Here is a 24,000-nt window from a genome sequence, read left to right on the forward strand (position 1 = left end):
AGCGAAGGCAGGGGATGGCTGCGATAAGAAAGAATGCGGGCAGCCGTAGTGTGGGAGCCTGTCGGTGGCAGCGGACAGAGCAATGAAAAAAGATGAAAGTGAAAGCGATATCATTGAAATCGGGTGAAATATTCCTTGTTTTGGCTTCATATGTTGGTTAAGGATGTTCGATCCGACTTACAGAGAACAGGAGTGGTGGTATGCACGCAATCGACACATTGGCTCGCCTCGTCAGTGAGGTGAAGGAGGAGCCGGCCTGGGAGCTGCGGCTGACGCCGGAGACGAATCTGATTGACGATGTCGGGCTCGATTCGCTTCAGCTCATTCAGTTCATTCTGAAGGTGGAGGAGCAGTTGAAGGTGCGGATCGATTTCGAACGGTTCGAGTATGAGCATTTGCAGAGCGTGCGGGCGTTCCTGGGCTTCCTCGGGCAACTGGATGCCGAGGCGGAGCGGCATGCGTAATTCGGCGCCGGAGGCTGTGCGGCCGCTGCTGAAGCCGGTCTATGACGGGCCTCGAATCGTACTCGGAACCTTCGACGCCGAAGCGTATTGGCGTCCCGCTCACCTGGCGAAGCTGCCTGCGATTCGGACGGCTCAGGGGCGAGCGGTCGCCGGATGTATGGACGAGCTGCTGTTCCCGCTCTGCGGCGAGGACGGCCTGCTGATCACCCGGCAGCCTATGAATGCGGCCCATGCGGCTTATTTGCGGGAGATTGGCTTCCGCTTCCGGACGGTATCGGCAGGCGGGGGAGGAACTAGCGAAACTGGAAGAACCAGCGGAACCGGAAGAACCAGCGGAACCGGCAGAACAAGCGGAACTGGCAGAGCTAGTGGAACGGATAGAACTAGCGGAAATGACAGAACCAGCGGAAATAGTAGAATTAGCGGAACGGACAGAATCGGCAGAGCGGAGAGACCTATCGGAAATGACCGAACGAGCGAAAATGATGGGACTGGTGAATATAGCGGAACTAGTACATGCGGCGACACTGACGGACCAGAGGCCGGCGATGTCTTCCAGGCCATCGCAAGCCAGCCGAATCAGACGCAATGGCGCCGCCGCCTGCAGGAATTGCCCTGGGCTGTATATGCAATCACCCCGTCTGCCGCTGTGCTGGCCCGAAAGCATGGTGTCGGGGCTCGGCTTCCCGCCGCACACATTGCGTCCCGGGTCAATTCGAAGGCGTATTCGCACCGGCTCGCGGCCCGCTTGGGCTGTAATCCGCCAGGACATGTGGCGGAGGATGCCGACGAAGCGATGCGCATCGGGTCGGAGCTGCTGCGGCCGGCCGGGAAGCTCGTACTGAAGGATCCGTACGGCGTCTCGGGCAGCGGGAACCTTGCCGTCGATTCCGTGCCGCTGCTGGAACGGCTGATAGGCTATATCCGGGATCAGCAGCGGGCGGGCAAGCGGGTACAGCTTCTGCTGGAGCCGTGGCTGGAGAAAGAGATTGATTTCTCCTGCCACCTGCAGATTAGGCCGGACGGAGCCGTCTCGCTGCTTGGCGTTCAGCAGATGGTGAACCGCGGGCATAATTACGGCGGATCGCATGCGGTCGAGCCCGAATTGGCCGAGCGGCTGAACGCTTCCGGGTATTTCGCGGCGATGGAGCAATTGGCGGCATGCCTGTATGAGGAGGGCTACTTCGGCCCGGTATGCGTCGATTCGATGCTGCTCGCCGACGGCCGTGTCCATCCCGTCGTCGAGATCAATGCGCGGCATTCGATGGGGCTGCTCAATTACAGCCTCGACACGCATTGGGAACGATACGGACAGAGGAGCTTCCTGTCCTGCCTCCAGCTTGGGCTGCCGGACGCGTGGAAGGCCTCGGCCGGGATGAGCGGAGAAATGGAGCGGGCCGAACGGGAGGAGGGCGCTTGGAGCGAACAGGCGGAACGGTTCGCCGAACTGCTGGCCCGGCTTGATCGGAGCGGGCTGCTGTTCACACCGGAACGGCGGGAAGGCGTCGTTCCGGTGTCCGCCAATACGCTGTTCGCGCCGGACAGCGTCCGGGCGTCCGGGCGCTGGTATGTGTCGCTGGCCGCCGGCAGCCGGGAAGCGAGCGAGCGGATAAGCCGGCGTCTCCGCGAGGCGTTGGCGACGTACGGCTTCCGCATTTATTGAGAACGGAGGAATGAGAACGGCTGAAGTTGACTGAACCGTCATATGCGGCTCAAGTATGAATGGAAAAAAGAAGGTGTCATCTATGGAATCCGCTTCATCTGTTACCATCCTGACCTCGGGCAATTCGCTCGGCGCTTATGTGCCCGGCATCCGCCTGCTGGAGCGGCTGCGGAAGCGCGGTGTTCCGGCGGAATTCGAGGTGCTGGAACGCCTGTTCCCGGAAGAAACGCGGCAGCAGCTTGTCCGGACGAAGCAGGCGTTCCACGCCAGCTTCGCCACGGCCTTGATGGGCACGCGCCTGGCGCGCGGCATCGGCCCGTCGCTCGCGGACGGGGCCGTGGATGCCCTGCTCGATCGCTGGCAAGCCGAAGGACGCCGCATCTTCCTGGCCGTGACGGGCTTCTGGGTGCCTATTCTGGAGCAATATGAACGGCGCGTTCATCCCGATCCGATCCGGGCGGAATTTCTCCGGCTGGATGCGATAGACACGCCATCCTACCGTGTCTATCGGGAGACCTATCCCCGCTTCCGTCATCACTGGCTGTTCCGGCTGAAGGGAGAGCAGCCGCTGCTTCATTACCGGCTCGCAATGTCCGATGAGCCGATCCTGCCTTACTCCGACCGGGATGAACGGATCGTGGTCCATGGCGGCGGCTGGGGCATCGGTAGCTACCGCGGCGTGATCCCGGCCCTTCAGGAGCGGTACGCTCTCGATCTCGTCGCCTATGATCCCGACGAGCTAAGGGCGGCGCGGCCTGGCGATCGCGTCTATTTCACCGACCCGGAGTGGCACCCGTGGTCGGAGGATCCGACGCGGACCGAGCAGCCGCCTTATCCGCCGATGGCGGAGTGGGAGGCGGGGGATGAGCCGCTCTATGAGCGGGGCCGCGACGGCCCGCGCTTATACGGCGCTATCCGCCGCAGCCTGGCCATCGTGAGCAAGCCCGGGGGCGGCACGCTCGTCGATTCGCTGTCCGCGGCGACGCCGCTCGTCTATCTGGAGCCGTTCGGCGATCATGAGCGGGCCAATGCGCTGCTGTGGGAACGGCTCGGCTTCGGCATCGCCTACGACCGATGGGCGGCGTCCGGGTTTGCGCGCAGCGCGCTGGAGCAGCTTCATCACAATCTGCTAAGACATGCGCTGTCACAATCCGATTACGGAGGGATGTATCCTTGACACAACCGAAGACAAGCGCCACCCTGACCCCGGCGGAATTCCGCTCCATGAGGCAGACGCTGCAGAACCGGAGCGCGGCCAGCCGCGGACGGAAGCTTGACCGCTCCTTCGCCTTCGATCTGCCTCGCGATATCGGGATCAAGCTGAACAACGGCTGCAATCTGCGCTGCAAGCACTGCTTCGAATGGAATCCCGATGGCTACCATCATGAGTTCGAGCGCCAGGAGGCTAAGCGCGAGATCGATTTTTCCCTGATCGAGCGAATTTTCGAGGAGACGAGGCCCTGCCGATCCCGCATGTATTTATGGGGCGGCGAGCCATTGATGTATTCCAAGCTCGACGAGCTGTGCGAGCTGCTTGCCTCCGATCCGCGCATCTCGACCTTTTGCACGAATGCGGTGCTCGTCGAGTCCAAGCTGGAGTCGCTGCTGAAGCTGCCGGAAGGGGTGACGCTTCTCGCCAGCCTGGAAGGCTTCGAGGTGGAGAACGACGCGATACGCGGACGCGGCATCTTCCGCAAGGTCATGTCCGCGATCGAGCTGCTGTTGGAGCGGAAGCGCGCAGGCGAATTCCGCGGAGATGTGTCGGTCAGCCTGACCATCAACGACGCCATGGTCACCCGGCTGTACGATTTCATGGAATTTTTCGAGGAGGTCGGCGTCAATTCCGTCTACTTCGTCTTCCCTTGGTATATTCCGGAGGAAGTCGCGGAGCGGATGGACACGTACTTCGCCGAGCATTTCGGCTGGCTTGAGGCGGCACGGCAGGACCCGGAGTCAATCCAAAAGAGCTGGCACTCCTTCACCTACCATCTATCGCCGGATAACATCGAACCACTGCTCGCGGAGATGGAGAAGCTGCGTTCGCGCCTATGGAAGAACCGCATCCGCTTCCAGCCGGCGCTGGAGCCGGACGAGGTGCGCAGCTTCGTGCTGGGCACGGACCGGCCGGGCATGGGGCGGACCGAGTGTCTGGCCTTGTCGACCCGCATGGATGTGCTGCCGAACGGGAAGGTGAATCCATGCAAGTTTTTCCCGGAATTCACGATCGCCGATCTGCGGGACGGCAACCTGAAGGATGTCTTTCACGGCGATGGCTACCAGAAGCACCGCGAAGCGCTCGCTTGCGGCTTGACGCCGGTCTGCTCGAAATGCGTGCTGCTGTACAACAACGGAGCCTAATCCCCGGCCCTGGGCCGGGGAACAGGGGACAAGGAAGGAGAGATCTGCCATGAGCGCCATCACGGTGCGGGGATTGAGCAAGACCTTCGCTTACTACCGCAAGCAGAGCGGGCTCCGGCATTCGCTGCGCCATCTGTTCCGCCGCGAGGAGCTGTACCGCCATGCAGTCGACGGCATCAGCTTCGATATTGCCCAGGGCGAAGCCGTCGGCTTCATGGGCCCGAACGGAGCGGGCAAGACGACGACGCTCAAGATGCTGTCCGGCATTCTGCATCCGTCGGCGGGAGAGGCGAAGGTGCTCGGCTATGTGCCGTGGGAGCGCCAACGGGAGTTCAAGCGCCGCTTCGCCATCGTCATGGGCCAGAAAAGCCAGCTCTGGTGGGATCTGCCCGCGAATGAATCCATTCATTTGAACAAATGCATATACGGGCTCGACGATCGCGACTACCGGATGACGCTGGATGAACTGGCTGGCATGCTCGATGTTAGGCATCTGCTCGGCGTGCAGGTGCGCCGCCTGTCGCTGGGCGAGCGGATGAAGATGGAGATCATCGCTGCGCTCATTCACCGGCCGCAGCTATTGTTCCTCGATGAGCCAACGCTGGGGCTGGACTTCGCCGCCCAGCAGAATGTGCGGGAATTCCTGCGGGCTTATAAGGAAGAGAAGCAGGCGACGATTCTGCTGACGAGCCACTATATGCGCGATATTGAGCAGGTGTGCGGACGGGCGCTCGTCATTCACGGCGGGAAGATCGCCTATGATGGGGAGCTGGCGCGAATAAGCGCATCCTTCAGCAGCCGCAAGCGGATGAAGGTGCGGTTCGCTGCCGACATTCCCCCGGCCGAGCTGCGGGCGCTCGTGCAGATGCTGGCGGAGGTCCGCGCCCATCACGGCATGACGGCCGAGCTGGAGGTGGCGGCGGATGAAGTGAAGCCGCTGGCCCGTCTGCTGCTTGACCATGATCTGGTCGAGGACTGGACGGTGGAGGAGGTCCCGGTCGAAGAAGCGATCGAGCGTCTGTATACAGCCAAGTCGGAAGGTGAAGGAGAGCGAGCGGATGGATACGGGGCGCCTCGGCGTGCACGGAAGGATAGCGGTGAACAGCGGTTGCGGGATGGAAGCGGCACTAATGACCAACCGCATGACCAACAGAATGACAATGACCAACCGGATGATCAGCCAGATGAGCATCCGAATGACCGAACGGGTGACCAGCCGGTGGAGAAGCCGGGGAACAAGCGTGGCAGCGCCGGCCTGCCAGGCAACCTGCTGCATGGCAAGGCCGGATTCGATAACGGTGGCCTGCCTGCGTGCGGAGCCGGGACGTCCAACGGCAAGCAGCCCGCAGCCGGGGCGGGCAGCTCCAGAGCTGGCCGCTTCCGGCTCGCTGCCGGCAAGTATGGCGCCGCGTTTAAGATCGGGCTGCAGGCCTCAATGGAATACAGGCTTCAATTCCTGATCGGGCTTGTCAGCCTGATCTTCCCTATCGGCATCCAGTCGCTGATCTGGACGGCCGTCTACCGCTCGTCCGCCGACGGGGTGGTGTACGGATACGACTACAGCCAGATGATTCTGTACACGCTGCTGTCGGGCATCGTGACGAAGCTCGTCATGACCCAACTGGAGCACACGATTGCGGAAGACATTAAGAGCGGCGGACTGAACGCGTATCTGGTCCGTCCGATCAGCTATTTTGGCTATCGGCTCTCTGCCTATGCCGGGAGCAGGGTCATCTTGGATACTGTGCTGCTCGGCCTCGTGGCCGCCGTGCTGCTTATCGCCGTCCGCTACGGCCATGCTCCGCTGCCGCTTGTCCGCCTCGCCCTATTCGCGGCAGCCCTCCTGCTGGCCGCGGCCGTGCAATTTCTACTGTCCTACACGATCTGCGCCTTGGCTTTCCGGCTGGCGGAGATTTCGTATTTTTTCGTCATCACCGGACTTATCGTGAAGATCGTCAGCGGCGGCATCGTGCCGCTCGAGGTGTTCGGCGAGACGGTGAACGGATGGTTCAGCCTGCTGCCGTTCAAATATACGATTTATTTTCCGGTCAATGTGCTGACCGGCCGAATTCCCGCAAGCGAGGCGCTCGGCGGCATCGCCATCCAATGCGGCTGGATCGTAATCCTGGCCGGGACTGCGCACATCGCATGGCGGCTTGGCCTGAAGCGGTATGTCGGGTTAGGAGGATGAGGCGGCGATGGGTGGAGAGAGACGAGCGCGCTTCCGGGACGCATGGCGCACGGGAGTGGAGTATATGCGTCTGTATGGCGTTTTTATCCGCAACTGCCTGGCGGCCAGCATGGAGTACCGCTTTAATTTTTGGATGGGCATTGCGGTCGAAATTGCTTTTTTATGCGCGAAGGCGCTGTACATTTTGATTGTATACCAGACGAATCTTCATATTGGTGAGCTGACACCAGATCATATCTTACTGTTCATCGGCACCTACACGATGATGACGGGACTTTATATGGGCTTGTTCTACGTCAATTTCATCCGGCTGCAGCAATATGTTCGCGACGGGACGCTCGATCTGCTGCTGACGAAGCCGGTTTCCCTGCAATTTCTCGTCTCGCTTCGCTATGTCGACATCGGCTTGCCGGTACCGAACATCCTGGCCGGTGCGGCCATGATCGCCGTCGGTTGGTCCCGCGCCGGGCTGCCGCTGAATGCGGCGAATCTCGTTGGCTTCGCCGGGCTGCTGCTGGCGGCGCTGGCTGTCACGTACGGCCTGATGATGCTGCCGGCCTTGCTGGCCTTCCGCTTCGTGCAGACCGGGGCGGTGACGGAGATCGCGCATTCGATCTGGGATGCGAACAATATGCCGCTCGATATTTTCCCGCCATGGCTGCAGCGCGTTGGCATTTACGCAATCCCGGTGTTCCTCATCAGCAACTATGCCCCCAAGTTCGTTATGAACGAGCTGAGCGCCGGGGATATCGTCTGGGCGGCTGCGGCGCCGCTTTTGCTTCTGCTGCTGTCCAGATGGTGCTGGAAGCGGGCGGTAAGAGGGTACAGCAGCGCGGGCAGCTAATGAGGGATCGTGGTGGGGCATGATTCATTATGACAAGATGAAGGAAGGGGAGCATTGCTATGATGGACGTGCGAGAGAGACAACGGTTCGAGGCCGGCTTCTTCAATTGCCGGGCCATTCAGTTGTCCCTGGCGCTGCAGGAGTGGGGAATGCCGGTCGAGGCGCTCTATTATAACGCGTGGGAGAGCACGAAGGAGATTTACGAGCATTTATATGTGAAAAAATCGAAGCCATGGTTTTACCGTTCCCCTTGTCTGGAGCCGTCTGAGCTGGAGCTGATCGGCATTCCTTATGAACAGGTCCCTTATGCGGATGATGAGGAGATTGCCCTGCTGCTGCAGCACATCGATTACGGCGCTTGCGCGGCGTTTCTCTGGATCTCCTGCGGGGAAGCGCCTTATGTGAAGCCGGGAACGTTCGGCGACCCGGAAGCGGCGCATTCGGTATGGGTATGCGGGTGGTCGCCGGAGACTGGCGGTTCGGGCCGCTATGCGATTCGCGATACATATCCCGACTATGAAGGGGATATATCAGAAGAGGACCTCTGGCGGATGTGCAAGGTTCCGGCGTTGGACACAGAGGACAGGGCCGTTTTTCTGCTTCGCAAGCCGGAAGCGAAGGCGAGTCCGGACTGGATCCGGATTCGAGAGAGGTATGCGGAGCACATGGCGCGCCGGCAGGGGGATACCGCATACTATGAGATTGTCCGCGCCTATGCGTCCGGCGGCGAGACGGGGCCGTTCGCAAGTCTGGCCGAGCTGTATGACTGCCATGCGAATGCTTTCAAATTCATTGCAGGCTCCCGCTATGCCTTCTCCTGCTTCGTGGAAGCGGGGGAGGGGGATCGGAGCCTGGTGCAGCTGCTGCGCGGCATAGCGCGCAAGGCGGATATGCTGAAAAATTTCTTCCACATGGCCATCCACGGCGGAAGCGATAATGCAGCAATCATCGCACAGTTGTGCAGTGAGATTCAGGAGCTGGAGGAGCTGGCGTGGCGCTATATCGTATCGCCAAGCGGCGTGGCGCCCGGCATCGCGCCGCAAGTAACGAAATCCCTCGCGTGACGCCGATCGCAGCATGGAGCCTTTGCGACATTCATGCTCGGCTTGTGATGAGCGGCGAGGCATCTGATCCAACCCTATCCTATATTTCAGATCCAGCCAAGCTTCGGCACACTTCGTACATTTAATGGGCCTTTGAGACTGGAATTGATATTGCGAGAAAGCAGTCCCTGGACATATGGGTCGGAACCGAGATAAGCGAGGTAGAAAGTGCCGGATGGAGAAAGGGAAGTCCTATATTCCGTAATGCGGAAGAAACAGAGAAGAAGTTCGAAAAGCCTATGTATATATGTATACAAATGAGGAAGCCATTGCAACGATGAACCCACAAATTGAAGAAGATATTTCGGCGTTGATCTGCAGGCTATCATGTCAAAGTATACAAGTATTGGTATAAACCCCTTAAAAAGGGTAATCTGAACATCTCGGCAAATTAATAGTACGGGAAAAGTTTATCAAGTTAGCGGGTCTAGTAAACTACGAAATAAAGAAGACCAATACGGTGATAGTCAATGAAAAAGGAAAGATTTACGGGGTGGACCAAGCTGGCCCAAGGAATAAAGATAGGGCGGCATGAAAAGAACATCGAGGCAACCCGATGGATATCCATCAGAGAGCGCACCGCTCTCTGATTTTTTTGCATTACGGCTCCGGGAAGCGGCGGGGGCAGACCATCAACGCCTCTTATTTTCTTTGGCAGCTTGGGCATCTATCGTTTCAAGAAAGTCCTTTGCGGTCCGGACGACATATTTTACCTCGTCAATCGATCTTTCCATCAGCGCAATTTTATGGAGATCAAGCAGCATTTGCTTCTCTTCGATGCCAGCCTTGCCGTGGAGCTTCTGAAAATGAAACAATTCAGCCGGTCCAATATCCAGTGCATGCATAAGCGATTCCAATGTTTTCAAGGTTACGTTGACTTTTCCGGATTCGATATCTGAAATTCGTGACTTGCTCATTCCTTCTTTACCGGTTCTTTCCGCAACCTGCTCCTGACTTAATCCCTTTGCGGATCGAATCATTCTTAGCTGTTCGCCAACAAGCTTTAGTAAATCTGACATGATAGTCACCTCAGTTAGAGGTTAGTAAAACATTGAAGAAAAAGAGATATCACTATAACATAACAAAGGCAAAAATGTTATACTATAATAGAACGTTTCATAAAGATTCCAATTCAAGCAATTCAAGCAGATCAAGGAGGCAAAGCTGATAGTTCAGAAATCGATGTGGAGGAAGTAATATGTCCGATTGGGTAAAAGAAACCTTGCATCAACGCCTGGAATATCTAAGAGAGCAAGTGGAACTGCAGCCGGAGATCGCAATATTGCAGAATAAACGGAAAGCATTGGAACGCGCATTGCAGCGCGAATTCGAACGACAAGGAAGCGGCTTGCACATGGAATGGCTGAATGCGCACGCGGAACTCGCCTTAGTTAAGATGGGCTGGTTCTATGCCAAGGGGGTTCAGGACGGATTGAAAATGCTCATTTTTTTGCAAAACTCGGAAGAAGAGCTGGAGAAAAGCATGACGACAACCATGAAATCCTAATTTGCAGCGGAAAAGAGCTTCCTTCCCCGGCCTTTGATCAAGAGGGGAACAAGGAAGCCAAAAGGCCGAGTCAGGGTTCATTACCCGGAACTCGGCCTTTTGCCATGTGCATTCCACAGTCTGAAGACTATTCCTTCATCACAGGCTTCCCAATTTACATTCCCTGCTCCGCCGATGTACTCCGCTTCGCGTTGCGCTGCGACCAGGATGCGAGCCCCATCGTGGAGAGGAGCAGGATACCGGTCACCCAGAAGACGGCATGAATGGAGAACACGCCGCTGATCGCACCGCCGACCAGCGGGCCGAGCATGCCGCCAAGCTGGTTCGCCGTCTGATTCAGGCTGAACGCGCGGCCCCGGAATTCGCTGTCCGTCGAGCGGACGACGAGGCCGTTCAAGGCCGGGAACACGGCGCAGAAGAAGATGCCGTAGGCGAACCGGATGAACGAGAACCACCAGATATTGTGGAACGGAATCTGAGCGAGCGTCCCGATGCCGCCGGCGAGCAGGCCGATCATCAGGACGCGCTGGAATCCGACCCGATCGGCCATCTTGCCCCAGCGCGGCGCGAAGATGATGCTCGCTACCCCGACCAGGGAGAAGACGAAGCCTGCCGCGAGTGAGGCGTTCTTGTCGGAGATGCCGAGCTCGACGATGTAGAGCGGCAGCACCGGCTCGATCGTCATGACGGAGAACTGGGTGCAGAGCGACAGAACGAGCACGATTAGAAGCGGCTTATTGTGGGCCGCCAGGCTGAACGTGTGCATGATCGAGACCCGGTCCTTGCTTGGCACGAACGATTCTTCCTTGACCCAGAAAATAATAAGCAGTGTCGCCAGGAAGCAAAGCACTCCCGCGCTGCCGAACGCAATCCGGTTGTCGAATATTCTCGCCAGCACGCCGCCCAGCATCGGCCCCATGATGCTGCCCGTCGCCGTTGCCGTGGACATCATGGACAGCGCATACCCGACCTTGCGCTCCGGCGTATTGGTGCCGACCAGAGCGATCGAACCCGGAATGAATCCCGACAGCAGCCCCTGCAGCAGCCGCAGAATGAGCAGCTGAACGGGACTGGTGACGAAGGCCGTCAGCAGATAGATGACGCAGAGCGCCAGCCCGGCCCGGATAATCATCGGCTTCCGTCCGTATTTGTCCCCGACGGCCCCCCAGAACGGAGAAGAGATCGCTCCGGCGAGGAAGGCGCTGCTGAACAGAATTCCGGACCACAGCTCCAGATGATCCTTGACGCCGATCTGAATCAGGAAGAGCGGCAGAAAAGGAACGACCATGGAGAAGCTGGAAGAGACGATGAATGCTCCGAACCACAGTATCCACAGATTTTTCTTCCATGTTTCCATTAGATCTTCACTCCTGATATTCCTTTTTCAACGTACGATTCGATTGGAGTGTCATTCTAACGGCACCCGATATGTCAGACCGAACACATTATCCGCTTCCTATTATACAGCAAGCAGTCAATCTTTTTTTGCTTCGGCGCGGCTGGAGAACGGGAGCTTGCCTTCGGGGAGTGCGGATGCGGCAAGGGAAATCGACGGGAAAAATATTTTTTATTTTACGCTAATTTTGAACAAGTTGATTCACTTTAACCAGCCATTGGGCTCGCAATTTGTCAGATGATCCCCGAATCGGAACAGCTCGGTAATGCGTACGGGGGATACTCCGCAAAATTTCAGGATATTGCGTTTCATCACATGATTCCCTGCATTCTTATATACCAGCTTATTGTACTAGGAGGGGGTATCCAGGGTGACGATCAGATGCGCGGATTTGCCGGTTAAGAGTTTTTCCACCATCGAAGAATTTTTACGGTATTGGTACGCGAAGCCGGGCAGACAGACCCGGTCAATAAATCCTTGGAGGATGGCCGTCATCACACCCCACCATGTAGGATACACAAAGACAAGGTGATCCGCCCATTGGATGAGCTTCTGCGATTCGACGAGATCCTCCTCCAGTTCCGTTCTTTTGCGGTAACCGAACTGTAAGTTCGGATTAAAGGCGGGCATCAGGGGCAGATTATAGAGCCTGCCGACTTGGGCGTTCTCGGTTATGTGATTGGATTGGGAGGTGGCGTCCGCTTTTAAAAAGTGGACGGGGTTAACGCCGGGACAATATCGCTCCGTGTTAACCGCCCGTCTTGAACATAATATTTTTCATTCTAGCCGTTCTTCCTTTTTAAGTATGTTATAATGTAAGGTAAAATGTGGGAGAGGGGTTATCCTATGCCAGTTGAGACGTTTAGAGCAACCGCACATTTGCAAAAAGGGCTTGTCGTAAAGGCGAGAGCGAGAAACTTCGAGATTACGATCGATGAACCGAAATCGCTGGGCGGCACCGACACGGCTATGAATCCGGTGGAGGTCGTGCTCTGCGCTCTGGGGGCGTGCCAGTCCATCGTCGCCAGAGCCTATGCGCGCAAGTTCAAGATCGATCTTGAGGAGTTCTGGGTGGAATTAGAAGGGGATCTGGATACGGACGGCTTTATGAATAAGTCGGATGTGCGCCGCGGATACTCGGAAATCCGTTATAATATTCATATCAAAAGCAATGCCTCCTACGAGCAGGCGAAGGAATTCGTCGAGTTCATTGAACGCACTTGCCCGGTCGGCGACACGATCAACAACCCGGTGCGTCTCGTCTTGAATGACATTGTTTTAGAATAGAAAAGTCCGGCCTCCTGCTATTGGGCAACCTTTCGCAGGAGGCTATTTTATTTGCATCATTCGCACACATCCCGTGTTGCGCATTTTGACTTTTTGAAAATAGAAGGGTTGTCCGACGATGGAACGCAGGTGTATACATAGAACAGACCAGTGGGCGATATCCGTACCTCGGACGTTAATCGCTGTGGCTGCTCCCCGCCTCGCTGTCCTCTGCTGCGATGCCGTAGCGGGCGAGCGCCTTCGCCGCGCTTTCGCGCATGCGCCGCTGCAGCTTCTCTCCATCCACGATGCGGACCCGCTTGCCGAGGAAGCGGATTTTGGACAGCACATACTCGCACTCATCGCCCAGGAAGGTGAGCCGAATCCGGTAGGTGTCCTCCTCATCCGCATAGTCCACTTCCTTCTCGAAGCAGGAGAAGGCATACATGATCCGGGACAGCTCCCGGTTGTACATCCGGACGACCTCGATCACGGCATGCTCCTTGCGGGAGTCCAGGACGGACGCGATTCGGCTTAGCCATATCCCGGCCATGCCGGCCGGCACCGGTTCCATGTCCGCCTCCGCGATGTTCCGCAGCCGCGTGGACATTAGCATGCGTCGCCGCGGATTGTACCAGAGCAAGTACCATTCGCGCTTGACCATGGAGTATTCCAGCTTGTAAGGGAAGCCGGACTGCGCAGGCTGCATGCCTCCATGCTTGAGCCGGTAAGAGACGCGGATGCCCTGTTGGGCCGCGATAATGCGGCGCAGAGGGCGCAGCAGCGGATGGTACGCATGGCGCTCGACGCTGGCGGCCTTCTCCGCAACAAGCTCGGCCAGCTCGAAGTCGGCCTCGTCCCGCAGCGCCGCCGCCAGCTTCGCCAGCGTCTCCGGCGAGAATGCGTCTGCCGAGGCAGGATGGTTCAGCATCGCTTTCAGCCACGATCGTTCCTGCGAGGTGATGGCGAACGCGCCCGCTTCCCCCAGCCGGGACATAATCTGATAATTAAAAATTTTCTCGAACAGGTTCATCGCCATAGTACGCTTGAATCTCCTTCCACTCGGCAATCAGCTCCTGCCGGAGCTTGCGCGGCTCCAGCACCTCGCAGCTTGACCCGAAGCTGCGCAGCCAAGGCTTGATCTCCGTGATGCCGTTGACCGTGATCTCATAGAGGAACCACTCCTCGTTCTCTTCGATGATGCGTCCCCATTGTCCCTGCATCAGCACGCGCTCTTTGACGAAGTTTTTGCGCGCTCCTTCCGGGTTGAAGAACCGGGCCCGCACCGTGACCGGCTCCCCGGTGTCGATAAGCCAACTGAAGCGCATCTGCTCCTCCAGCTCCCGCAGCCTTCGGCCGAACCGCTCTTCCGGCACGGCTTCTCCTTCCCGAATCTGCGTCAACCCCTCCATCCGGTACTTCATCAGGCCGAGGCGGGAAGTGTGGCCGAGCAGATACCAGCGGCCGTATTGATGGTCATAGACGATCTTGAGCGGGAGCACGGTTTCCTGCTTGCCCTCGGCCTCGCGCGTGAAGAGCGGATTCGTATTTTGCGAGGCATAGGCTGTTCCCTTCTTCGGCGAGAAATAGAGAAAGGAGAGCATGCGCCGCTCCCGAATCGCCTGCAGCACTGTATAGAGATGCGCCTCATCCAGAATGCGCGAGAAATAATGATATTTATATAGAAACGGTTCTGCCGGAACCGCGGCCATCTCCCTCCGCTTCATCGCTTGCTTGAGATTATCCCGGAGAAGATAGCCCTGCACGGAAGGAACCTGCGTATTCGCCATTACATTGACGTAATCGTATAGATCAATCAATTCCTCGTCTCTTAATTCATGGGTCAGATCATGATTCATCGAATACCGGTAAGGCCGGCCGCCCTTTTCCTTGTGAATGACGCCGATTTCCTCCAAATATTTCAGATCGGAGCGGACTGTCTTCTCATCCGGCAGCGAATTCGGCTCCGGGATGCGGGAACTGCACTCGTCAATCAGCTTCATTGCCGTCAACGGCTGCTCCTGCAGGGCGGTCAAAATGATCGCCAGGCGAAGGCTTTCGGATTCCTTGACCGATTTGGCACGGAACAAGAACAGGAGCATCGGATCCGCCGAATCATAGTAGCTGAAGCGCAGCATCTCCGCGAACTGTTGCCCCTGATCTACGGGAAGCTGCTCGGTAACCGTATGGACAATCTCCTTCAAGCGGCGGATCGTTTTGTCGAAGGTGTGGACCGAGATGCCGAGCCGCTGCGCGAACTGCTCCCGGCTGTATGCGCCGCTCGTCAGGACGAGCATGCGAAGGAACTGAATTTCTTTATCGAAGCTTTCTTTTGCCATCGTCTGAGAAGCCTCCTTGTGGGCCCGACTGGGGCTTATCTTTCATTGTAGCAGGGGAGGCCTAAGGGAAGAACGGAAAACTTTTGAACTCCTTGTAATACTTTCGCCATGTTCCCGCCTCCGAAAATAAGCGAAGATAGGGATGTGAAGCCGACACATAACCCATTTTGAGAAAAGAGGAGGGACTTCCATGTCCACACTATCCACGATTCATCAGAGAATAAAACAGGAGCTGCGGCAGATCGAGCGCCAGGAGAACGTGCACATCATCTATGCCTGCGAATCGGGCAGCCGGGCGTGGGGGTTCCCGTCGCAGGACAGTGATTATGATGTCCGCTTCATCTATGTGCAGCCCGTGGACTGGTACTTGTCCATCCGGGATCGTAGAGACGTCATCGAGCGCCCGATAAGCGACCAGCTCGACATTAACGGATGGGATCTGCGCAAGGCGCTGCAGTTGTTCCGCAAGTCGAACCCGCCGCTGCTCGAATGGCTGCAGTCGCCGATTGTGTACGGGGAGTCATCTTCCGTGACGGAGCGCATTCGCAGCCTGTCTTCACATACGTTTTCACCGAAATCATGCATGTATCACTATCTTCATATGGCCAAAGGCAATTACCGCGAATATTTGCAGGGCAGCCAGGTCAAAATCAAAAAATATTTTTATGTGCTGCGCCCGTTACTTGCATGCGGCTGGATCGAGAAGCATAATGCCATGCCACCGATGGAGTTTGACGCTTTGGTTCGGGAGCTCGTTCCCGAAGGCAGCGAGCTGCGCCGCAATATTGAACGGCTGTTGGAGCGGAAGCGCTCGGGGGAGGAATTGGATATGGAATGCCGAATTCCTTCTATAAATGCGTATCTCGAAGAGCGCATCGAGCACTACACGCGTACGGCGGTTCAACTGCTATCGCCGGCTGGACAGCAGCGTCAGGATCAAGAGCTCGATAAGCTGTTCCGTTCCGCCTTGCAGGAAGTATGGGGATAGCTGCTCGTGAATTTTCTGAATGCTAGGGCTTGCCGCAAGCAATTCGGACATGTGTTTACTGCCGAAGACGAGCCTTCTTTTGATGATAACAATATCGATTTCATGTATCCTGATTTGTTCATGAAAATGCTCGCGCATGACATGCGCAAAGTATTCAACACAATGATCGATGCGGTCGATGTACACCAGTCCAGGTACAATTTATTTGTGCCAAATATGATCTTGATGAACGATTCCTTTTATACATTGAAGGATAATCCGGGAAATATAGTGAAGCTAAAAAAGTACATGCGATAGAGGAAGAGGAGTAAGAAAAAGAGCAATATCAACCACTGATGGTACAGAGTAAGGAGAGTTGACAGCAATGGCATATATAACAACGGACGGCGTGCGGGTATGGGGCCAGCCGGAGGAGAGCGCGGTCGCCCAGGCGAAGACCTGCGCGCGCCACGGGCGCGTCGTCCAGGCGCTGCTGATGGCCGACCATCATAAAGGCTACAGCCAACCGATTGGGGGCATCATCGTGTATGATGGGCAAATCTCGCCTTCCGGCGTCGGCTATGACATCGCCTGCGGCAACAAGGCAGTGAGGACGAATCTGTACGCGGCGGATATCCAGCCGCGCATCGGCGCAATCATGGACGAGATTGCGACCAAAATATCGTTCGGCATCGGCCGCAACAATGAGGAGCCGGTGGATCACGAGTTGTTCGATGACCCGGACTGGGCTGTCTACCAGGCGATTGGGCGTCATGAGCACGACACGCTGAAGGCGCTGGCACGCAACCAATTGGGCACTGTCGGCAGCGGCAATCATTATGTCGACCTGTTCGTGGAGCCGGCGAGCGGGAGACTGTGGATCGGGAATCATTTTGGCAGCAGAGGCTTCGGCCATAAGACGGCGAGCGGGTTCCTGAATCTGGCGGCCGGGCGGGACTTTCTCGGTAAGGCGCCAGGCGAGAGCATGGATCAGCCGCCGGTGCTGCTGGAGCTGGACAGCGAGCTCGGCAACATGTACTTTCGCGCCATGAAGCTGGCCGGGCGGTACGCCTACGCCGGCCGGGACTACGTCATCAGCCAAGTCTTATCCATCCTCGGGGCGGAGGCGGACTTCGAAGTGCATAATCACCACAACTTCGCATGGCAAGAGCGGCATAACGGGCGGGACACCATCGTCGTCCGCAAGGGGGCCACGCCTTCGGCGCCCGGACAGCTTGGCTTCATCGGCGGAAGCATGGGCGATATTTCCGTCATCGTGCGCGGCAAAGATTCGGAGGAGAACCGGGATGCTTACTACAGCACGGTTCATGGCGCCGGTCGGATTATGAGCCGCACCCAGGCGGCCGGCCGCATGAACTGGAAGATGCGTACCCGGACGGGCGGACAGATCACGCCGAAGCAGATGCAAGAGGCGGTCCGGAGCTTCGGCGTCGAGCTGCGCGGCGCCGGCACCGACGAGAGCCCGTTCGTCTACCGCAAGCTGCAGGACGTGCTCGATGCGCACGAGAACACGCTCGACGTGCTGCATGTGTTGAAGCCAATCGGCGTCTGCATGGCCGGAGCGAACGAGTTCGATCCATATAAAGACTAGGCATGTCAGCCGTCCGTGCTCATTTATCACCTAGCTTCACATAACAAGCAGGGCACAAACACAGTGCCCTGCTTGTTCCGCGTTGGCGGAGAAATGACTATGCGGCCCGCGATGCCTTATAAGCGCTCTCCCCATGAGTCAGGCAGATGTGTTCGCAGGATCTTACAAGCGCTCTCCCCCTGTTTGAAAAAAAATCCCCTTACGTCAACTGAGGATAATCAGTTAGCGATAAGGGGATTTTCTTCAGCTAAGTTTAATCCGTATACGCTCTTAGTCTGGCAATAGCCCCCTCCTTTTCAGTAGTGCTGACTTTGACCGCGTATCTCTGATTAGGATAAGCTGCTCTCATCCAAACGGTTTGACCCTCTTTAACGTTTGCATACCAGTCTGTATCAGTACCATATTCATTCCAAAAGCTAACGTTGATCGAGGGCATTGTAGTTTGTGGCAAGGACAACACATCAAGATTCACATAGGTATGCGGGGACACCTGAAAATATCCTCCTACGACCGCACCTTGGTTACCATCTATGTTTTTGGGGACATACACATTTACTGAACCTGTATTAAAATCCATTGTCCCAATCTGACCAGTTGAGGTTGTACCGAACTCGGCAAGCTTCTCTTCGAGTTGTTCTTTCGTTAAATATGTCGTTGTTTTCACTCCCTTATCGTCATACGACTCCAGTTTCCCGTCTTCCCATGTAAGCACGTAAACATTCCTGCCCTCCAATGAAAAATCAATTTTGGCGGAATCTTTTTCACGGGCCGACACGGATCCGTTATCTGCCGCAAACACCGGAGTAGCCATTAACATCACAATAACAAGCATTAAAGAAAACAGTTTATTTACTTTCATGAAACTATTCCTCCCCATTTTTTTTGCAGAAGCGACAACAACAATAATCAAATCGGTCTTCAATAACTAAAGACAACTCACCTCCCATAAGCCGCTCTTATCTTTTCGGGGGTATTCTTGGCTGTCCGCTTCGGCATTAGGGGCAGCCCTACTCAGATACGCATCAGAGCATGCAAGCGAGCGAATCTACGCTTATAACGATTTATCTCCAGCAAACTTGACGAAATAAATGATGCCGGACGAAAAGATTTTTGTTGACTACGTCCTGAGAGCTAAACAAAGCATAATTCCTGAAAATGGTGTATAATCTAATTCTGTATGTAATTAACAAAATATGTTTATAAAGAAGCTTACTACTTTCAAATAATCATTCTATGAAAATTATGGTGTTGGAGGTACAAGCATGGAGGAATGGCTCACGTTTTTACGTGGCAATTTCCATCACCTAGACAATTCATCTCAAGAATTGATTTATCGTTCTTTTCGGGAACTGATCTATCGCGACATATGCTTGCTGTTCAGGGATCATGCATTAGCCGAAGATGTTGTACAAGAATCCTTCATAAAAATAATTGAGCAAGCGCCAAAACTGAGAAATACTACAAATATGAAAGCTTGGATTAAGAAAGTGGCCCGGAATACAGCTTATGATTATTTGAAAAAAAATAAAAAATATCGTTATGTTTCGGACTTGCAGCTCGTTAAGGAAAGTGAATTCGTTTCCCCATCCATACAAGTTACGATACCCGAACAGGTGGAAGAACAAGTTCGTGACGAAATGCTCCATGAAGCTCTCAACCAGTTGAATATAAAATACCGGAATGTAGTATTTTTATTTTACGTCGAAGAAAAATCATACCGGGAAATTGCAGAAAAATTACAAGTATCGGAACAAGCTCTCGGCCAAACATTAACAAGAGCGCGCAAGAAATTATTACATTACTTTTCAAGGAAATGGGTTGATTAAAATAAAGACCTGACTCGACGGGATAACGATGCAAGGAGCGGCAATCGTATAAGGCATTGCTTCAATAAAGATGGTTGCCAAGCTATCAGGGGGCTAACGAGGGGACAAAGGCGTTACATACAATTGCGATTTATTGTCTGCAGTGTGTTAATGATAGCAATCTATACATTTATACAGCAGAACAGGCTAACGGCGCATTCGCACCGTTAGCCTGTATCATGAGCGGGCTTATCAGGTTTGCCCTAAAGCTTTTTCCACACTTCCGCTTGGCCTGGCTCTTCGCCGGATGTCCACCAGCGCGCCTCGTAGACAGCGCCTTTATGGGTGACCCGGTCGCCTCCAAGGTAGGTCTTGCTTGCGTCCCAAGCCGGATATTGCGGGCTGTCGCCCAACGTTTTGACGGTCAGGGCCGCGGATGGCTCTGATTTGTTGCCTGCCGTATCGGCGGCTCTTATTGTGTATGTGTAGGAAGTATTCTCCGTTAATCCTGTATCGGTGTACGAGGTCTGTGCTGTCGTTCCGACCAGCGTGCCGTTGCGGTATACCTCGTACTGCTGAATTCCGTTCGGGCTTGAAGAAGGACTCCATGTTAAGGAGATGCTCGTCTGCGTCTGTGAAGGCGAAGCTACGTCTGCAGGAACGGATGGCGTCACGCCACCGGAACCATTGTTCAGGTTGACGTCAATGACTTGATAGAATGCATTGCCGGTATCGGCAATTTCCCAGACGCCGAGGATGATATAATAGCCGCTGCGATCGGTCGGCACACTGCATTGATGCGATACGGACTTGTTAGGCTTTTTCCCGCCGTCATTATAGTAGCAGAACGGATCTGGCTCAAGCTGTGCCCGGGTCAATGGCTGATTTGGATTCCAGTCTTTTTTCGTAATATAGTATTTCCACTCTTTCGTGGCATGCGGCGCAGTCAGATACCAAGTGAAGGTGTTGTTGCCGCCGTTCATATTGACTTTATTCCAGCGGGTAGAAGATTGCGCATCCAACTCCGGGAACACGCCGCCCCCGGCGATATGGCCGTCCGCCGGACCTCCGATCGGGAAGTTGCCCTTCGATTCAATGCTTTGCGGCTCGTACTCTACGAGTCCGCAATTGGTGTTCTCCCCGAGATTGCATTGGTAGGCGCGGCTGTGCGGAGATTCGATATAGCCATGGGCGGACGCCTGCTCGGCGAATACCATCATGCAGAAGAAGGCGGCCAACACGGCGCCAAAAGCGACAAACAACGGGGATACTTTGGACGCTAGCGGATTCCATACTCGCAACTGATTCATAACAATACCTCCTAAATGTTGAATTTGGACAAGTTCTACACTACTTCAGACCGCTGCTTTTGAAGAGATCATCACCTCCTTCATAGAATGTAAGCGTTTTAAAATAAAGTTATCTCGTTTTAACTTTTCCGCGTAAAAAAGAAAAGGAACCGGTAAAAAAGGCTGAAATAGCGTCATTTACAGCAAGAAAGCAGAAGTCAGGTCATGGGTTGGAAGCTGGTGCCGCTGGCAGATTGTTGATTGTCAGGCTGGACGGGAGCTATCGCATGTTAGCAGCATCTATCGCAAAGGCAGAGTATGCTCGCAAGGTGCCGAAAAAGAATTCGGATTCCACGATGAAGGCTTCGTGTCGCCGCGTTTACTGCTCAGGATTCGACAGGAGGGTCAAGGAGCGGGACATTCGTTGGTTTTATATTACAAAATTTTAACCAAATTGGCTATAACTAATTTTCATTATTTTGGAATAAAGTCAAATTGCATCCTTTGATTGGAGAATTATCCGAGGTTGAGTTTACGCTTTATCGTGAATATGAAGGGGTTATCTGTCTTTCCTTCATTTTACTCAGCAAGAGGATGAAGGCTTCTTTTTCGGGAAGATAGTATTATATAGTCATTCGGTGATAGATTCCGGATCATCTTGTTGGGCGAAGCGGATGTTGCTATGATGGGAGGAAACATAGAGGTAAGGAGACGATGAAGTTGGAGAGACGCGAGCATTTGAAGTCTGATGTATGCGCTTACTTGAGGCGGATAGGTTATGACGGTCCGCTTGATGGCAGTGCCGCTGTGCTGGCTGATCTGCAGGAATGTCATCTGCATGCCGTGCCCTACGAAAACTTTGATATTTTGAACCGAGTGCCGTTGTCACTCGACATTCCTGATCTGATAAACAAAATTATAATCCGCCGCCGGGGCGGCTACTGCTTTGAGCTGAATGCATTGTTTGGATGGCTACTTCGGGAGCTTGGTTATCCGGTCACCGATTTGATGGCTCGCTTTTGGCGAGATGAACCGAATCTCCCGCCCAAGCGCCGCCACCAGGTTCTGCAAGTCCGGGCCGGGCAAGAGACGTACCTGTGCGATGTCGGGGTAGGCGGAATTGTTCCGCGCCGGCCGGTGCGCATCGAAGCGGGCCTGGAGCAATGGCAGGGGGATGAATGCTATCGGCTGGAACGGGATCCGGACTATGGGTGGATGCTGTTCGAGTTCAAGCGGGACGGATGGAGCCGTCTCTATTCCTTTACGGAGGAGCCGCAGCTCCCGCGGGATTTCATTATGCCTTCGTTCTGGTGCGAGCATGCGCCGGAGTCCATTTTTACCCAGCAGGCGATGGCGGCGGTCCGCACTCGTGAAGGACGCAATACGCTCGCCGGAGATGAATTCCGCATCTTCACGGCCAATGGCGTCCATACCTTCATTCCAGAGTCGAAGGAGCAATACGATGAAGCGTTGAAAGCCTACTTCGGAATCGTGCTCGCCTAAGCTTGAGGCCGCACGGCAAAAAGAGCGCTTCCCTTGGGGGCGCTCTTTCTGCTCTCTTCGCTTCCTTCATCTGGTGCCGTTCAAGTTCCCCACGCTACAGTTGCTTGGCGGTGAACGGAAGGTTATAAGCGCAGCAGGGCCGGATCGAAGGATGGCACAAGCCCTTCTTCTGCCGCTCTTCTTAGAAGAGCCTCTACGGCAGCGTATCCGTCCTCGCCCAGATTTGAGGTGAACTTGTTCACATAGAGATTGATATGGGCTTGCGCGACCTGCGGATCCATTTCCTGCGCGTGGTGCAGCACGTAAGACAGGGACGCCTCCGGATGCGCCCAGGCATATTCCACGGATGCGCGCGCCCATTCGGCGATCTTGCCTGCATCAAGGGTCCGGCGGGCAATGATTGCCCCGAGCGGGATTGGCAGGCCGGTATCCGCTTCCCACCAGCTTCCCATATCGGCCAGCAAGGTCAGCCCGTAAGACGGGTAGGTGAAGCGCGCTTCATGGATAACGAGCCCGGCGTCGATATGGCCGTCGCGCACCGCTGGCATAATCTGATGGAACGGCATGACGACGATCTCCCCTACGCCGCCGGGCACATGCTTCGCCGCCCACAAGCGGAACAGCAGGTAAGCCGTCGAGCGCTCGCTCGGCACGGCTACCCGCCGGCCGCTGAGCGCCGCCGGATCACTTCCGCCTTCCTTCGTCAGCACGAGCGGGCCGCAGCCCCGGCCGAGCGCGCCGCCGCATGGGAGCAGCGCGTAATCGGACAGCACCCAGGGGAGCGCCGCATAGGAGATTTTAAGCACCTCCGGTCCTTGGCCGCTGGCGGCCAGACCGTTCGTAATATCGATGTCCGCATAGGCTACGTCCAGCTCCGGCGCTCCGGGAACAAGCCCGTGCACCCAGGCATAGAAGACAAACGTATCGTTCGGACAAGGGGAAAAGGCAATTTTCATGATTACAGCACCTCCGGTAAGACTGAACAAGCGGCTTCCAATGCTTTCAGCGCCTCTGGGATGCGCCATGCCGCCCGGTTGCGCGGGCCTACGGCGTTCGAGATCGACCGGATCTCGAATGCCGGCAAGCCGAACTGGCGTGCGGCCACAGCGACGCCATACCCTTCCATCGCTTCGGCGGCGGCCCCGGGCACCCGCTGGGCGAGCATCGCGGCCGTCTCGGCTGTGCCTGTCACCGTGGACAGGGTCAGCACAGGTCCGGCGCATGCCTGCAGCGGAATAGCCTGCACGGCTTGGCAGATACGCTCGGCCGTACCGGCATCGACCGGGATATAGGCCGAGCCGAAGCCAAGCTCATCCACGCTGCAGAAGCCGTCGGGCGTCTCCGCTCCCAGGTCGGCTGCGATGATCGAGCTGGCCACGACGACGGAGCCGACATCGGCCCGCTCCGCGAAGCCGCCCGCAATGCCGGCGCACACGGCGGCGCCATAATCAGCGGCCTTCAGCTCTCGGGCGGTTCTCGCCGCGGCGGCCGCCGTGCCGACGCCACCGACGATTACGTTGAAGCGGTCGTCTCCGCCCAAGCCGCGCAGGACGGCATCCCGCTCGGCGGGCACGGACGTTACTATGAGGATGCGATGTCCCGCTCCCGCTATCTCACTGCGGAGAGGGGAGGCATCCATCGTATCGTTATGATGTGAACTCATATCACTGACTCTCCTTGAATGTCGTTCCAG

The 24,000-nt window shown here is 55.9% G+C and carries 21 protein-coding genes and 3 pseudogenes; 15 read left to right on the forward strand and 9 right to left on the reverse strand.

Annotated elements, in window-relative coordinates:
• Nucleotides 1-200: 200 nt before the first annotated feature.
• The 8 genes and pseudogenes from DQX05_RS05770 to DQX05_RS05810 all read left to right on the forward strand — a co-directional run bounded on the left by DQX05_RS05770 (nt 201) and on the right by DQX05_RS05810 (nt 8,584).
• Nucleotides 201-464, forward strand: a complete 264-nt coding sequence (locus DQX05_RS05770) for an acyl carrier protein (RefSeq protein ID WP_119791697.1) — start codon at nt 201-203, stop codon at nt 462-464.
• Complete coding sequence (locus DQX05_RS05780; protein WP_259391805.1) at nt 457-2,127, forward strand: peptide ligase PGM1-related protein; 1,671 nt, start codon at nt 457-459, stop codon at nt 2,125-2,127. The genes DQX05_RS05770 and DQX05_RS05780 overlap by 8 nt, the downstream gene beginning before the upstream one ends.
• Nucleotides 2,128-2,209: 82 nt before the next feature.
• Nucleotides 2,210-3,304 (forward strand): hypothetical protein, encoded by a 1,095-nt coding sequence (locus tag DQX05_RS05785; RefSeq protein WP_119791699.1) that lies wholly within the window; start codon nt 2,210-2,212, stop codon nt 3,302-3,304.
• Entirely contained in the window at nt 3,301-4,485 is a 1,185-nt protein-coding gene (locus DQX05_RS05790; protein WP_119791701.1) for a radical SAM protein, read from the forward strand. Before DQX05_RS05785 ends, DQX05_RS05790 begins: the two co-directional genes overlap by 4 nt.
• Nucleotides 4,486-4,534: 49 nt before the next feature.
• Nucleotides 4,535-5,530: pseudogene (locus DQX05_RS05795) on the forward strand (ABC transporter ATP-binding protein); the annotation flags it as partial.
• A gap of 510 nt (nt 5,531-6,040) precedes the next feature.
• A pseudogene (locus DQX05_RS05800) lies at nt 6,041-6,676 on the forward strand (ABC transporter permease); the annotation flags it as partial.
• Between the two features lie 7 nt (nt 6,677-6,683).
• Nucleotides 6,684-7,520 (forward strand): ABC transporter permease, encoded by an 837-nt coding sequence (locus DQX05_RS05805; RefSeq protein WP_119791703.1) that lies wholly within the window; start codon nt 6,684-6,686, stop codon nt 7,518-7,520.
• Between the two features lie 59 nt (nt 7,521-7,579).
• A complete protein-coding gene (locus DQX05_RS05810; RefSeq protein ID WP_119791705.1) occupies nt 7,580-8,584 on the forward strand; it encodes a hypothetical protein in 1,005 nt (334 codons plus the stop codon).
• A gap of 671 nt (nt 8,585-9,255) precedes the next feature.
• Here the strand turns inward: DQX05_RS05810 and DQX05_RS05815 are convergent.
• Nucleotides 9,256-9,642 carry a helix-turn-helix domain-containing protein gene (locus tag DQX05_RS05815; protein WP_087440624.1) on the reverse strand — a complete coding sequence of 129 codons (387 nt, stop codon included), beginning with the start codon at nt 9,640-9,642 and terminating at the stop codon, nt 9,256-9,258.
• Nucleotides 9,643-9,821: 179 nt separating this feature from the next.
• On the opposite strand from DQX05_RS05815, the gene DQX05_RS05820 reads away from it, so the two are divergent.
• Nucleotides 9,822-10,130 carry a hypothetical protein gene (locus DQX05_RS05820; RefSeq protein WP_119791707.1) on the forward strand — a complete coding sequence of 103 codons (309 nt, stop codon included), beginning with the start codon at nt 9,822-9,824 and terminating at the stop codon, nt 10,128-10,130.
• A gap of 154 nt (nt 10,131-10,284) precedes the next feature.
• Here DQX05_RS05820 and DQX05_RS05825 read toward each other — a convergent pair whose 3' ends face one another.
• A complete protein-coding gene (locus DQX05_RS05825; protein ID WP_119791709.1) occupies nt 10,285-11,487 on the reverse strand; it encodes an MFS transporter in 1,203 nt (400 codons plus the stop codon).
• Between the two features lie 220 nt (nt 11,488-11,707).
• Nucleotides 11,708-12,156: pseudogene (locus DQX05_RS05830) on the reverse strand (NAD(P)H-dependent oxidoreductase).
• Nucleotides 12,157-12,372: 216 nt separating this feature from the next.
• Between DQX05_RS05830 and DQX05_RS05835 the strand changes: the two are divergent.
• On the forward strand, nt 12,373-12,813 hold the full coding sequence (locus DQX05_RS05835; protein ID WP_119791711.1) for an OsmC family protein: 441 nt from the start codon (nt 12,373-12,375) through the stop codon (nt 12,811-12,813).
• Between the two features lie 175 nt (nt 12,814-12,988).
• Here the strand turns inward: DQX05_RS05835 and DQX05_RS05840 are convergent, their stop codons facing one another.
• The gene (locus DQX05_RS05840) at nt 12,989-13,831 is read right to left on the reverse strand and encodes a WYL domain-containing protein (protein ID WP_119791712.1); all 843 of its coding nucleotides are present in this window, start codon (nt 13,829-13,831) and stop codon (nt 12,989-12,991) included.
• Nucleotides 13,800-15,131, reverse strand: a complete 1,332-nt coding sequence (locus DQX05_RS05845) for a helix-turn-helix transcriptional regulator (protein ID WP_119791714.1) — start codon at nt 15,129-15,131, stop codon at nt 13,800-13,802. The genes DQX05_RS05840 and DQX05_RS05845 overlap by 32 nt, the downstream gene beginning before the upstream one ends.
• 190 nt (nt 15,132-15,321) lie before the next feature.
• Between DQX05_RS05845 and DQX05_RS05850 the strand changes: the two genes are divergently transcribed.
• From DQX05_RS05850 to DQX05_RS05860, 3 genes are all read left to right on the forward strand, one after another.
• The gene (locus DQX05_RS05850; RefSeq protein WP_119791715.1) at nt 15,322-16,119 is read left to right on the forward strand and encodes a nucleotidyltransferase domain-containing protein; all 798 of its coding nucleotides are present in this window, start codon (nt 15,322-15,324) and stop codon (nt 16,117-16,119) included.
• 6 nt (nt 16,120-16,125) lie between these two features.
• Nucleotides 16,126-16,416, forward strand: coding sequence for a hypothetical protein (locus tag DQX05_RS05855; RefSeq protein WP_119791717.1), 291 nt, complete (start codon nt 16,126-16,128; stop codon nt 16,414-16,416).
• A 67-nt stretch (nt 16,417-16,483) separates the two neighbouring features.
• Nucleotides 16,484-17,710: an RtcB family protein gene (locus DQX05_RS05860; protein ID WP_119791719.1), complete on the forward strand. Its 1,227-nt coding sequence runs from the start codon at nt 16,484-16,486 to the stop codon at nt 17,708-17,710.
• Between the two features lie 253 nt (nt 17,711-17,963).
• Here DQX05_RS05860 and DQX05_RS05865 read toward each other — a convergent pair whose 3' ends face one another.
• Nucleotides 17,964-18,569 (reverse strand): hypothetical protein, encoded by a 606-nt coding sequence (locus DQX05_RS05865; protein WP_119791721.1) that lies wholly within the window; start codon nt 18,567-18,569, stop codon nt 17,964-17,966.
• Between the two features lie 403 nt (nt 18,570-18,972).
• Here DQX05_RS05865 and DQX05_RS05870 point away from each other — a divergent pair, with 403 nt between their 5' ends.
• A complete protein-coding gene (locus DQX05_RS05870) occupies nt 18,973-19,536 on the forward strand; it encodes an RNA polymerase sigma factor (protein ID WP_119791723.1) in 564 nt (187 codons plus the stop codon).
• Between the two features lie 242 nt (nt 19,537-19,778).
• Here the strand turns inward: DQX05_RS05870 and DQX05_RS05875 are convergent, their stop codons facing one another.
• Entirely contained in the window at nt 19,779-20,825 is a 1,047-nt protein-coding gene (locus DQX05_RS05875; RefSeq protein ID WP_119791725.1) for a lytic polysaccharide monooxygenase, read from the reverse strand.
• Nucleotides 20,826-21,518: 693 nt separating this feature from the next.
• Between DQX05_RS05875 and DQX05_RS05880 the strand changes: the two genes are divergently transcribed.
• A complete protein-coding gene (locus tag DQX05_RS05880; protein WP_119791727.1) occupies nt 21,519-22,307 on the forward strand; it encodes an arylamine N-acetyltransferase family protein in 789 nt (262 codons plus the stop codon).
• Nucleotides 22,308-22,429: 122 nt separating this feature from the next.
• On the opposite strand, the gene DQX05_RS05885 is transcribed toward DQX05_RS05880, so the two are convergent.
• Nucleotides 22,430-23,263, reverse strand: a complete 834-nt coding sequence (locus DQX05_RS05885) for a 1,4-dihydroxy-6-naphtoate synthase (RefSeq protein ID WP_119791729.1) — start codon at nt 23,261-23,263, stop codon at nt 22,430-22,432.
• A gap of 2 nt (nt 23,264-23,265) precedes the next feature.
• Nucleotides 23,266-23,970: a futalosine hydrolase gene (locus tag DQX05_RS05890; RefSeq protein ID WP_397334969.1), complete on the reverse strand. Its 705-nt coding sequence runs from the start codon at nt 23,968-23,970 to the stop codon at nt 23,266-23,268.
• Nucleotides 23,971-24,000 lie beyond the last annotated feature (30 nt).

Source organism: Paenibacillus thiaminolyticus (genome assembly GCF_003591545.1).
GTDB lineage: Bacteria > Bacillota > Bacilli > Paenibacillales > Paenibacillaceae > Paenibacillus_B > Paenibacillus_B thiaminolyticus_A.

What these genes read in the sequence shown, in the direction of transcription:
- DQX05_RS05810 (WP_119791705.1), top strand. Translation starts at nt 7,580, where the DNA reads ATGATGGACGTGCGAGAGAGACAACGGTTCGAGGCCGGCTTCTTCAAT.
- DQX05_RS05865 (WP_119791721.1), bottom strand. Translation starts at nt 18,569, where the DNA reads ATGAAAGTAAATAAACTGTTTTCTTTAATGCTTGTTATTGTGATGTTA.
- DQX05_RS05815 (WP_087440624.1), bottom strand. Translation starts at nt 9,642, where the DNA reads ATGTCAGATTTACTAAAGCTTGTTGGCGAACAGCTAAGAATGATTCGA.
- DQX05_RS05770 (WP_119791697.1), top strand. Translation starts at nt 201, where the DNA reads ATGCACGCAATCGACACATTGGCTCGCCTCGTCAGTGAGGTGAAGGAG.
- DQX05_RS05825 (WP_119791709.1), bottom strand. Translation starts at nt 11,487, where the DNA reads ATGGAAACATGGAAGAAAAATCTGTGGATACTGTGGTTCGGAGCATTC.
- DQX05_RS05780 (WP_259391805.1), top strand. Translation starts at nt 457, where the DNA reads ATGCGTAATTCGGCGCCGGAGGCTGTGCGGCCGCTGCTGAAGCCGGTC.
- DQX05_RS05805 (WP_119791703.1), top strand. Translation starts at nt 6,684, where the DNA reads ATGGGTGGAGAGAGACGAGCGCGCTTCCGGGACGCATGGCGCACGGGA.
- DQX05_RS05835 (WP_119791711.1), top strand. Translation starts at nt 12,373, where the DNA reads ATGCCAGTTGAGACGTTTAGAGCAACCGCACATTTGCAAAAAGGGCTT.
- DQX05_RS05890 (WP_397334969.1), bottom strand. Translation starts at nt 23,970, where the DNA reads ATGAGTTCACATCATAACGATACGATGGATGCCTCCCCTCTCCGCAGT.
- DQX05_RS05860 (WP_119791719.1), top strand. Translation starts at nt 16,484, where the DNA reads ATGGCATATATAACAACGGACGGCGTGCGGGTATGGGGCCAGCCGGAG.
- DQX05_RS05820 (WP_119791707.1), top strand. Translation starts at nt 9,822, where the DNA reads ATGTCCGATTGGGTAAAAGAAACCTTGCATCAACGCCTGGAATATCTA.
- DQX05_RS05840 (WP_119791712.1), bottom strand. Translation starts at nt 13,831, where the DNA reads ATGGCGATGAACCTGTTCGAGAAAATTTTTAATTATCAGATTATGTCC.
- DQX05_RS05845 (WP_119791714.1), bottom strand. Translation starts at nt 15,131, where the DNA reads ATGGCAAAAGAAAGCTTCGATAAAGAAATTCAGTTCCTTCGCATGCTC.
- DQX05_RS05885 (WP_119791729.1), bottom strand. Translation starts at nt 23,263, where the DNA reads ATGAAAATTGCCTTTTCCCCTTGTCCGAACGATACGTTTGTCTTCTAT.
- DQX05_RS05880 (WP_119791727.1), top strand. Translation starts at nt 21,519, where the DNA reads ATGAAGTTGGAGAGACGCGAGCATTTGAAGTCTGATGTATGCGCTTAC.
- DQX05_RS05870 (WP_119791723.1), top strand. Translation starts at nt 18,973, where the DNA reads ATGGAGGAATGGCTCACGTTTTTACGTGGCAATTTCCATCACCTAGAC.
- DQX05_RS05875 (WP_119791725.1), bottom strand. Translation starts at nt 20,825, where the DNA reads ATGAATCAGTTGCGAGTATGGAATCCGCTAGCGTCCAAAGTATCCCCG.
- DQX05_RS05785 (WP_119791699.1), top strand. Translation starts at nt 2,210, where the DNA reads ATGGAATCCGCTTCATCTGTTACCATCCTGACCTCGGGCAATTCGCTC.
- DQX05_RS05850 (WP_119791715.1), top strand. Translation starts at nt 15,322, where the DNA reads ATGTCCACACTATCCACGATTCATCAGAGAATAAAACAGGAGCTGCGG.